General features: G+C 51.5%; 6 protein-coding genes. 3 read left to right on the top strand and 3 right to left on the bottom strand.

The window, feature by feature from the left end:
• Nucleotides 1–38: 38 nt before the first annotated feature.
• Nucleotides 39–1271 (bottom strand): nucleoside transporter, encoded by a 1233-nt coding sequence (locus tag HYT76_08060; protein ID MBI2083510.1) that lies wholly within the window; start codon nt 1269–1271, stop codon nt 39–41.
• 49 nt (nt 1272–1320) lie between these two features.
• Between HYT76_08060 and HYT76_08055 the strand changes: the two genes are divergently transcribed.
• Nucleotides 1321–1902 carry a MarC family protein gene (locus HYT76_08055; protein ID MBI2083509.1) on the top strand — a complete coding sequence of 194 codons (582 nt, stop codon included), beginning with the start codon at nt 1321–1323 and terminating at the stop codon, nt 1900–1902.
• Here HYT76_08055 and HYT76_08050 read toward each other — a convergent pair.
• Together HYT76_08050 and HYT76_08045 are read right to left on the bottom strand one after the other, a co-directional pair.
• The gene (locus HYT76_08050; GenBank protein MBI2083508.1) at nt 1892–4912 is read right to left on the bottom strand and encodes a hypothetical protein; all 3021 of its coding nucleotides are present in this window, start codon (nt 4910–4912) and stop codon (nt 1892–1894) included. The two genes, HYT76_08055 and HYT76_08050, sit on opposite strands and share 11 nt — an antisense overlap.
• 71 nt (nt 4913–4983) lie before the next feature.
• Entirely contained in the window at nt 4984–8463 is a 3480-nt protein-coding gene (locus tag HYT76_08045) for a proline dehydrogenase family protein (protein MBI2083507.1), read from the bottom strand.
• Between the two features lie 110 nt (nt 8464–8573).
• Here HYT76_08045 and HYT76_08040 point away from each other — a divergent pair, with 110 nt between their 5' ends.
• Both HYT76_08040 and HYT76_08035 read left to right on the top strand, forming a co-directional pair.
• Nucleotides 8574–9590, top strand: coding sequence for an extracellular solute-binding protein (locus HYT76_08040; GenBank protein ID MBI2083506.1), 1017 nt, complete (start codon nt 8574–8576; stop codon nt 9588–9590).
• Nucleotides 9590–11203, top strand: coding sequence for an iron ABC transporter permease (locus HYT76_08035; protein ID MBI2083505.1), 1614 nt, complete (start codon nt 9590–9592; stop codon nt 11201–11203). The genes HYT76_08040 and HYT76_08035 overlap by 1 nt, the downstream gene beginning before the upstream one ends.
• Nucleotides 11204–11208 lie beyond the last annotated feature (5 nt).

Here is an 11208-nt window from a genome sequence, read left to right as displayed (position 1 = left end):
ATATGAATAATTTCGCAAATTATTTTTCTAATTCCCTTTTATAAAAACGTCCCAGCGACGGCGGCGGTCATGAGGCAGCCGAGAGTTGCGGCGAAGAGGGAGCGGAAGGCCAAGGAAGCGAGTTCCTTGGTTCGCTCGGGGATCAGCGCAGCGGTACCGCCAACAAAAATTGCGACACTCGAGACATGCGCAAATCCGCAGAGGGCGTAGGTCGCAAGCAGGCCACTACGAGGCTGTACCACCCCCTCCGCGATCAACCGGGCCAGCTCCTGATAGGCGGGGACTTCGGTCAGGATCACGCGGGAACCGAGAAGACGGGCGACCTCCATCGCATCAGCCGGCGTTACACCGATCATCAAGGCGAAGGGGTAAAACGGATAAGCCAGCAGGTCCTGAAGTTTCATGGAAATAGTTCCCGAGAGGCCGATGTTGATCAGTGCGACCAATCCTAAAAAGGCGACGAGAAGCACAGCGATCCCGAAAATCAATTTTCCACCTGCCATCGCTCCTTCAATAATTGCTTGCATCAGGTTTGAGGCGCTTTGACTTTTATCAGTCAGATGAGTTCCGAGGGTTTCAGGGGTTTCCGTCTCTGGAAGCAAAACCTTGGCCATCAGGAGAGAGGCTGGGGCTGAAATCAGTGAGGCCGAGACGAGATGCCCCGCGATTTGGGGAAACTGTTCGTGAAGAATAATCGTGTAAAAACCAAGCATGCTCGAGGCGATCGTGCCGATACCGGTCGTCAAGACCGCCATCAGTTCGGAACGGGTCATTTTCTTGAGATAGGGGAGGATCGCTGTCGAGGCCTCGATGCCGACGAAAATATTGCTTGCTGCACAGAGTGATTCCGCACCGCTTGTTCCCATCAGTTTGGTGAAAAGACGGGAGAACTGTCTGATGATGAACGGCATGACCCGGAGATAATAAAGCGCTCCCATGAGGGCGGAGAAAAAGATGATCGTTGGGAGCGCCTGAAAGATCAGGATAAAGCCGAACGATCCATTTTCTCCGGGTGGAATCGCAAGGGGGCCGAAGAGAAACCGAGCCCCCTCATAAGAGGCGTTCAGGATATGGACCACGGCATCATTCAAGAAGGAGAAAACCTTGACACCGATCGGTGTGATAAAAACAAAAATACCCATCAGGAGCTGGATCAAAATTCCTGCAAAAATCGTTTTGAGTGAGACCTTCTTTCGGTGACTTGAGAAGAGCCAGGCGACCAAAAGGATTGTGAAAATTCCCGAAAAACTAATGAGTCGCTGAATCGACATTCAGAAGGCCTTATTGACCCACTCCCAAAAAAATGACAAGGGAAGAAATATGAAAAATTTTTGGCTCTGTTTTGTCCCGCTCTTCGTGGCGGTCAATGCGATCGGTATGTTGCCGCTCTATGTGAGCCTGACCTCGTCTGTCCGGAAGCCCTGGATTCGAAGGATCCTGTTTCAGTCGTTTCTGACCGCCTCGATCGTTGCCTCGATCTTTATCTTTGTGGGGCAGGCAACCTTTCGCCTCTTAGGGATTACCGTTGCTGATTTCATGGTGGCAGGGGGGGTGCTCCTCTTTATTATCGCGATGACTGATTTGACCACAGGCCGGACGATCCGTGAGCGATCGGTCGATCCGGAAAGCTTCGGGGCGGTGCCGATCGGGGTTCCGCTGATTGTGGGGCCGGCTGTCTTGACGACGGTCCTCCTGCTTGCGGAACAGCATGGTCATTTTCCGACGATGATCGCGACGATCCTGAATGTCTTGATCGCCGTCTTTATGTTCAGTTTTTCCGGTGCGATCACACGCGCCTTGGGAAAGTCAGGGACTCAGACGATCGCAAAGATCTCGAACCTGATCCTCGCCTCTATTGCGGTCATGATCATCCGAAAAGGGATTATGGGCTTTATTCAGTAGGATTAATGTCCAACTGCGGTGGTTTTGGTTTTCTTCCGAAGTCGATCCCGAGCCACGGGATTCTGACATTGAATGTGTCGAAGAGTGCGTACGGATCGAGCATGAAGCCACCAACCCAGCCGTCCCTTTCACCGAGGTACCAATCATGACCGAAGTAACCGATCAATGCCCCATCGGCAATATGGGCTCGAACATCACCACCGACTCGCCCCCCTGGCTCACGGAGTGTACGATCCTCACTGTTCCAGTGGGCTGCACCATTGACTGAGACGCCGACTCCCAGCCAGCCAAGTGCCTCGTAGTAGCCGGCTACAGATCCACCGACCTCGCGAACCCGATTGTCGACACGTAAAAATTCATCACCATTCGAGACATATTCGACAGCGGGGACCACAGTGACACGTGGCCAGCTCTTATTGCCTTCACCATTCCGGAGTGACCAATGGAGCTGCCATCCCGCCCCAAAACGTGCCGCACTTGCCCCATTTCCAAATCGGCCACCGGCCTGAAACGCGGGGTGATGTCTAAAATCAGGGTTTTGCTCATCGACCGCTTGGCGGGCCTCATCCAGCTCTCCCTCCGTCAGATCGGTCTCTCGACCCTTTGAATCTCTCTTCCCACGCCAGCCGGCGACGATCTCTTGCTGTTCTGCCGGGGTGTAGTCAGGGAGGCGATCGGTGAGTGTTACGATTTCATTGGTTGTCAGATTGACTTTAATCGTGACGACCGGCGGGACATTCCGCTTTGGTTTGTCCCCAAGGTAATTCGCCCTCCGCTCAGCCGATCGCTCATGGATATGGAGTCGATAGGCGGTTGCCGGACTAACCTCATTGGTTCCCCATCGGTTGTAAGGGAGGTTCTGGATGAATCTATCCATGTCGCGCCAGTAGTCGAGAGACCTGAAATTATTCATCGTGGCGAGATCGTCTTCTTTTTGTCCCTGGGCCAATTTAATATTAAAGAGCAGGAACCAGTTCTTTGCTGCAACAGCCCGCTCCACAGAGATCCTTGCGATATCATGGAGGTTCTTCAGGTAGTTCAACCTTGAATTTTCTGCATCCGAAGTCTTCTTGGCCTTCTTTTTATCGTCGAGGGGGAGCATCTCAATTTCTAATTGCTGCATTACTTCTTGATAGGCGTGGAGCAGGGTCCTGGTTGATTCGTCGATAGCCTTCTGGTGAGCCCGGATCGCGGATCGCGCTTCACTCGCCTTCTTTTTATCCCTGCTCCGATGGGCGATCAGGGAATTGGTATAATAGGCGCGAAGATGCTGGAGGTATTTTTTGGATTCTTCATCAACAACCGTTGCCGCGGGACGTAAGGGTGTAGAATTTCCAGAGGGATCCTGGACCGTAACGGTATTTAGCTCAAGGGCGAAGATATCCTGTTCATGCCGCATTGTGAGCATCCCCCGGACGACATCGACCGGGATCGCATCGTGGGTCATGAGGGAATAGTAAAATTTGCCCGGTTCCGGGACCAAGCCTACATGGATGTCACCTGCAACAAAAAGTTGTTCACCCAGTTTTGCCCTTGGATGGCCGAGGACTTTAAACCTTGCATCAGTCATGTCGTGCCAGGCGGTAGCGAACGAGAGGAGCTCGGGATCGATGTCATCGAATTTTTTCTGGGCATCGGCATCCATCGACGGAAGCGTATCCGTAAAATCAATTCGATGCAGGGTTAGGGTCAGGTATTCTGGATCTGACTGGACCGTCATCTGGGCTGCACCGACCGGCCAATCTATTATCGAGGTGACATTGTATTGCAGCAGGGGGGTGCGTCGGTTGATCTTCAATTTGTCTCGGAGTTTGCCGGAATTCAGATCCTTCATATCCCACTCGTGGGTGTGGGCGACGATGACCGCGACGACCGATTCGTCATTCAAGATTTCTTCAAGGTGATTGTTTGAACTAAAAACCTGGTAGATGGTACCATCAAGATCATCAAGCGGGAAATGGGAATTGAGCACGAACTTTGCCTTAGGATTCAGAGTTTTCAGATGTCTCATGAGTCCCTGAATCATTCGGACCTGGACATAAGAGAGATGCCCATGAAGTAGACCTTTTTTCCTCGAGTCCTCCAGGAGGTCTGTGGTGTCCATGAGGATCGAATAGGTATTCTCATCCAGTTTGACGGCGGAGATACCGAAATATTGCTGATCCGGATGAAGCTTTTTGTCTGGTTTGAATTTTATTGTCGCCTGCCAAAATTCACCATTATCGTAGCTTTTCCAGAAATTCTCTACAGTGGCCTTCTCATCCGACCATTGATAAGTTTGAGGCTCACCAGCAACGTGATAGACGGTGTCGTCGGCATCTTGGAGAAGGACCGGTTGCCACGGGAGACCAAGATGTTTTTGAATCATTTTAAGGAATTTTAATTTATTACCCATGTTCTCTTCAGATCCCACCTCTTCCCTGACGATCTCGCTGCGCCAACTCTCACCCGGTCCATCGGCCCCCATGAGCGTCCCGACTGCATTGAATCCAGTATAAAACTCACCGCTATCTGTGACGCCGTTGGGCATCACCATATCATGATTCCCTGTTGCTATCGCAACCATGCGCATGAGCCGATCCCACGCCTCCAAGCGACGCTCACGGGCGAGTGCTTTGACCAATTCGGAAACCGAGCCGGTGTCAATCGCATCCCCCAGTTCAATCGATCCCTTAACAAACTCAGCGGTACGGCATTGCAGAGGGATTCGGTCACGTGCAACACGGGTCAGGTGTTCTTTGGCCAGTCCGACATTCGTGGTCGTTCCCATGAGCCGGATCGCTGGTGCCTTCGTGGCGAGGGTCAATGTCCTGAGTCCCGTTGGGGAGACAGACTCGTCTTCTTGCTCATCTGCCCTCAAGTATACATAATTAGGGCATTCGAGGGGACCGTCAGGGATAATGATGACCTCCTCTGGTGGACCGCCAGAGGGTAAGGTTTCGTCGGGATCGACATCAAATCGCGCCAAGGCGACGCTTATACGGCTTGGTGGAGTTGCTGGATCTGCCATAAGTCCTCCTCTTCTTCCTTCAATGTTAATATGATCGTGCTGGAGGCGAATAAGTTGCCCTTTTTCCTCCTTTAAATCTCCACCTTTTCTATATCCCCTGAATGGAGTGTATTGATACTGATGACCCGATGGATCTGTGTCTTTGCAAGGAAGTGAGGGTCGTCGATCCAGGGAGGGGCATCGCTGACTCGTGTCACGAAACCCTGGCGTTCGGTTCTCGCTGGATCGTGGATCATCGCGTAGAAGTTGTCGCCCGGTTGGAATCCGTGACGGAGGTGGATCCATCGTGGTGATCCGAATGGCCCCTCGTCTCCTCTCTCCAGGTCCTGCGAAACTCGAGCGGTTCCGTCGGACGATTTTCCTTCGGTCCAAGGCTTCCCTACGGAAAATCGTCCGGATTCAAGGTGGCTCTCAGACAGGTTCTCGGACCTTCCGAGAGAAGACATCGGGGCCATTCGGATCAGAACAGATCCAAAACCATACCCCCCCAGTTTTTTCACAAAGTTTTCCGTCTGTTTGAATTTAGAGGGATGGACAAGGAGTGAGAGGGTATTTCCTGTCGAAAGGTAGCTATAAACAAGTCGCAGGAGGGTTGACTCATCCATCTCGGGATCAACGACAATCACTCCATCGCCTATCGGCGTCCTTTCCAAGAGGTCGGTGCGGCCGGGGTACTGAAGTTCTGTTGGGTCGATGAATCGGAAGTCATTTCCTTTTTTCCGAGCCAATGATCTCCATTCCTCGTCGGTTGGGAGACGTTCCAACTCATGAGCCACTGCCCGAGGCTTTAAGTACGTCATCATACTTTCCGGTCCACCGGTCTTTCCGCCAGTCCCCGAGAGATTGATGCCGGGACCACCAAACGGATTTAGTGCGATCTCGGCGCCGACCGGTGGCATCTCGCAGTAGAGGTTTCCAGCGAGGACCCCGGTATTTTTTTCAAGGTCCCTCTTTAAATAAAATTCCCTGATTCTGGGTGAAGCGGTCTGGATCGAGAAGGTCAGCCCATAGGTCGAACGCCGGATTTTCTCCAAAACCTCTTCGTGTGTCTCATAGGGGATCAGATTGATCAGGGGACCAAAAAACTCCTCGGTCAGGAGCCTTTCATTATTTAAAATGACCGTTGGACCGACGAGACGTGGATAGGCCGGAACCTTTTTTTGTTGGCCATCATAAATAATATTTTCAGGGGGCATCTCATTTAATATCTGATCGAGATGTCTTTGAGTTCGCTCATGGATCAAAGGTCCGATCAATGTCTCTGGCCGATCGGCGGGTCCGACGAGGCACGAAGCGGCCATTTCGCGAAGCCGATCGACATAAAGGTCAAATTTTCGGTGGGGGATAAAAATGTTTTGAATATGCGAACATTTTTGTCCCTGGTAGCCGAAGGCGCCATACCGGATATTCACGACCACTTGATCCACCTCGGCATCGATTCCGATAACAAAGGCATTCGTTCCCCCCATTTCGGTCGTCACGGAACGCCCTTTGGCTGCAGCGGCAATCTCGAGCCCGACCTTTTTGGAGCCAGTGAAGGAGATCGCCTCAAGCCTCCGATCCGAAACGAAGCGTTGGCTCCGTATGACCTGATCCGTGAGGAGCAGTTGCAGGGTGTCGGGATTTAAATTTTCATTTCTCAAATGCGTTCGGAAGATCTCCACGATCTCGATCGCAATCCTCGGAGCGAGTTCAGAAGGTTTCAAGATCGCTGCATTCCCACTCGCGAGGGCGTTCGAGACGCCGATGAAAGGGATCGCAGAGGGGAAATTCCAGGGGGAGATGATCCCGGCGATACCGCGTGGTTCGTATCTTTCAAAGAAACCTTCGGCCTCTTTTTTCCGGGCATCGAGCGCGGCGTAGCGGATCGCGTCGAGGCATTCCTTGATATCGGCATCAGCCTGAACAATCGGCTTGGCCGATTCGAGGATCATGATCGAGGCCAAAAAGTCGCGGCGTTTCTCGATCTCATCGGCGATTTTGAGCAAGATATCAGTGCGGCGCTTGACAGGAAGTTGGCTCCATTCCTTTTGGGCGGGGGCTGTATTTTCAAAAAGACGATTCAGATCATCCTCGCTCGCGGAACCCGAGGCAGGACCCGCCCTCTTTGCTTTTTCATATTCCCCCCAAAATTTTTCCAACCGTCCCGGTTCTACAGGATTGAGATAATCGGTAGGACGAAAACCGGAGGAGGGGAGGGTGGTCTGGTATTCCTTCGGGAGGGAATCGACCCTTGCCAATTTATCGTTCTCAAGGGGGACATCATTCAGCCGAAGCAGCTTCTTAGGATCCGTTTCCTTCGTGATCTGGATTTTTTGAAACGAAATCGATCCATTTTCGATGAGGCGTCGGCCCAGGTAGTGAATTCCTTCTGCAGGATCGGCAGGGGATCTTGGATCAAGTGCGGTGAGATGCGGAACATACGCGCGGACCCGAACTCCCATCCGAACCAGTGCCGTCTGGAGATTTTGTGCCATTCCGTAGAGGCACTGGATTTCGAGTTTATGGAGGATTCCCATTTGCTGGGCACGCGAGATTGCGTAGGCAATCTCACGGACATTGTGACCAGCGATACAGGGGGTGATAAATTCATGGAGTGAAAGGAGTTGATCGGTGAGTTTCCGAAAGTTGGTATCGGTCTCTTCCTGTTGCATGAAGACAGGGATCAGAGAACCACGCTGCTGGGCAAAGCAAACCTCTTGCTCATGATAGGCCCCCTTCACGAGTCGGACATAACAACGACGCTGTTTTTGCGCCCACTGAGCGATTTTTTCCAGATACTGTGGTGACTCGCGAAGATAGGCCTGAACGACAAATCCGGCCTTTTGATAGGAAGAGAGTTCATCGAGCACCCTTCTCTGGAGCTCATACATCAAGGCGTTGTTTTGAAAATGTTCGGCATCGATAAAGGCGATCAGATCTCTCTCGTGGCAGATTGTCATGAGCTCCTTGAACCTCCGGTAAAGAGGTCGGTTTGGGTCCAGTATAAAGTTGGGTGCGTAGGGATCGAAATGAGGGGTCAGGCCAGTGACCTTCAGTGAAACGGAACTCCCTTTCTCCAAAAGGGTGATCAGCCTTTGGGCCCTCTTGAAGTATCGCTCGGCCCCCTCTTCGGAGGTGACAAACTCACCAAGATTGTCGACCGTGACATCGATCTTCTCTTTCTTGAGTTTTTTGACGATCGTCTGGAGCTCCTGATCGTTGGTCCCTCCCAAGAATTGACGGCTCATAAATACCGGTCCCAGTCGGAGAAGGGGGGTGGTGAACCGGTTCAGGCCTAATTTGAGGAGCGGACGAAGTCTGGCAGGAAATGAGTCGACGATCGGCAGAAAAAGGTCGCGGCTAAATCGCAAGAGATCGGTTGGTGAATCTTGGAGTTGGGGGAGGGCGCAGATAAAGCGAAGTAACCTCGAACGGATTTTCGGGTCCTTCAGTGTGACATTAATGAGGGACTGAACCGTTCTCTCATGAAGGGTCGGCTGAAACTTTTTGGCCTCATCGATAAGCCTCTGGCCAATCTCAAAAACAGACTCTTGTATCCCCCCGGACATTGTTCCGGTTTTATACGCAATCTTCTTTAAAGATCCAGAAGTGAATGAATTGAATTGACGGTCCCTGACCTCCAGGGCTAAGACGACCACTCACACGAGCAGGAGGTTCCATGCGTAAACAGTATCTCACTCTCTTGATTTTTAGTGCCATTGTCGTCTCATCCTTTCTGGTGGCTTGTACCAAGAAAAGTGCAGAACCGGTCTGGATCTACGCCTCGGTCTATCCGGAGACAGTCGAGATTTACGATCGAGCGCTAAAGCAGAAGTTTCCCGGTTTGAATATCAAATGGTTCCAGAACGGTTCTGAAAACCTGGCGGCGAAGCTCGCGTTGGAGGAACTTGCCGGTGATATTAAGGCGGATCTCATTTTGCTCGCCGATATTTTCTGGTGTCGAAAAAAGGCGGAAGAGGGGTTCTGGGAGCCGTATCAACCCAAGCTGGATTACGATGTGCCCGATGCGATGGAAGGGCCGGGGGGGACCTTTACCACGCCACGCATTTCAGTGATGGTCATCGGTTATAACAAGAAGTTCCTGAGCGAGGCGGAGGCCCCAAAGTCGTTTCAGGAACTGATCGACCCGAAATGGAAGGGGAAGGTTTCATCGGGAAGCCCGCTGGAATCAGGAACGAACTATACCCTCATGCTGAACTTTGCCTATCGATATGGATACGATTTTCTGCGGAAATTACGCGAAAACGATTTGATCTCTGCCGGTGGGAATTCGGCGGTCATGAAGCGGATGGTGATGGGGGAGAGGCCGATCGGACTGATCCTGGAAGAGAGCATGCTGTTTGAAATGAGGAAGAACAAGAATCCCGATCTGGGGATCATCTATCCTTCGGATGGGGTCGTGATTACCCCCGGTCCGATGGGGATCCCGAAGGCGAGCAAACATAAAGAAATTGCAAAAAAGATCTATGACTTTCTAATGTCGGAGGAGGGGCAGAAGATCACGATCGCCGGTCATCTCCATGTCCCGGATCCACGAGCCGGGATCCCTCCGGGGGCACGCCCATTTTCCGAACTCAAGGCAAATTCTTTTGAACTTTCAGAAAAATTTTTCGAATTTGCCCAGAAGGAAGAAAAAACCTTTAAAGACACATTTGCCGAGATTCTGCTCCGATAATGCAGCTACCTGTCGTTCACCAGCGATACCGGATGACGACCAAGAGGTCCGTCTTCTGGCTGACCGTTTTGGTGACGATCCTGGTGAGTGGTCTTCCCCTCTTTAATCTGATACAACTCGCGCTTTCCAGGATTGAGCTCTCACTTTTTGATACAAGTCTCGTCCGGATCATCTGGAACACCTTCCTGATCGCCGCTCTGACCACTTTTTTTTCTCTTCTGTTGGGGACATTCTGCGGCTTTGTCCTCTGCCGGACGAATCTTTTTCTGAAAAAAGGGATCAAGAGCTTCCTCCTCTATCCCTATATCATCCCCTCCATCATCATCGCGATCGGATGGGCGATCCTCGCAAATCCAAGTGTGGGGCTGCTGAAGGAGATTTTGCCGGGGATTAATATCTACTCGATAGGCGGGATTGTTTTTGTCGAGGCGCTCTATTGGTACACCTTCGTGATGCTGAATATCAGCAACGTCCTGGAAAATATCGACGGTTCACTGGAGGAGTCGGCACGTATGTGCGGGGCGGGGATCTTCCGGGTTTTTTTCACGATCACATTGCCGCTTCTGCGGCCGGCACTGATCGGCTCGTCGATCCTGGTTTTTCTCTGTTCGATATCGAGCTTTGCAGTGCCGGCGATCATCGGGGGACCCGGCAGGATTACTGTGCTGACAACAAAGATTTATCAATGGATCAAGATCGGGAGTCCGAACGCCTTGAGTCAGGCGATGATGCTTTCTGTGCCGATTGTGGTTCTTGCCTTCGGCCTCGGCTATATTTCTGAAAAATGGTTGAATCGAAAAAGTTATGCGACACTCGGGGGAAAACAGACGCGGAAGTTGGAAATTAATCTTCGTCACTGGCGTCTTCCGATGACTTCGGTTTTTATCCTGTTCTCTGTGCTCGCGATCGGGATGCCTCTCTTAACAGTTCTGGTCACGAGTCTCATGAAGGTTTACGGACACTGGGATCTTTCTCTGGATAATTACCGTTGGGTCCTGATGCGAAAAGATATGCAACAGGCGATCCTTAATTCCCTCCTGCTCGCCTTTGGGGGAGGGATCCTGATCGTTTTTTTGAGTTTTTTTATCGCCTATTATCGGGAAAAGACGCGCTATCGGTTCCGAAACCTCATGGTGACATTTGCCTCTTTGCCGTATGCCGCGCCGGGGACGATTTTGGCCTTTGCGATCCTCTTTAGTTTTTTAGGTTCCCCCGCTTATTTTTTATTGCTCTTTGCCTATGTCGCCAAGTATCTGAACTACGGGCTCCGTGTGATTTCACCGGCCATGAGTAATGTTGACAAGAGTCTTGAGGAGGCGTCTTTGATGTGTGGTGCCTCGTGGTTTCGAACGCTGGGTTCGATCTGGGTCCCGATTCTGAAAGGGACCTTCTCGACGGCGCTCTTTCTGCTGATCGCCCCCCTTTTCTCTGAATTGACGATGTCGGTCATCCTGAGCGCGGCTGATTTTCCGACGGTGGGGTTGAGGCTTTTTCATCTGCAGGAGTATGAAAGCCCTTTTCTCGCCTCTGTGCTGGCGGTGGTTATTTTGTTTCTTGTCTTGGGGCTGAATTTTTTGGTCAAAAGATTGAGTCGAGGAAGACTCGGGGTTTAAAAGAG

The sequence above is a fragment of the Deltaproteobacteria bacterium genome, from assembly GCA_016180845.1.
GTDB lineage: Bacteria > UBA10199 > UBA10199 > JACPAL01 > JACPAL01 > JACPAK01.
This window is presented reverse-complemented; position numbering and strand designations above follow the sequence as displayed.

Coding starts and splice junctions, on each gene's coding strand:
- HYT76_08055 (MBI2083509.1), top strand. CDS start 1,321: ATGAAAAATTTTTGGCTCTGTTTTGTCCCGCTCTTCGTGGCGGTCAAT.
- HYT76_08045 (MBI2083507.1), bottom strand. CDS start 8,463: ATGTCCGGGGGGATACAAGAGTCTGTTTTTGAGATTGGCCAGAGGCTT.
- HYT76_08050 (MBI2083508.1), bottom strand. CDS start 4,912: ATGGCAGATCCAGCAACTCCACCAAGCCGTATAAGCGTCGCCTTGGCG.
- HYT76_08040 (MBI2083506.1), top strand. CDS start 8,574: ATGCGTAAACAGTATCTCACTCTCTTGATTTTTAGTGCCATTGTCGTC.
- HYT76_08035 (MBI2083505.1), top strand. CDS start 9,590: ATGCAGCTACCTGTCGTTCACCAGCGATACCGGATGACGACCAAGAGG.
- HYT76_08060 (MBI2083510.1), bottom strand. CDS start 1,271: ATGTCGATTCAGCGACTCATTAGTTTTTCGGGAATTTTCACAATCCTT.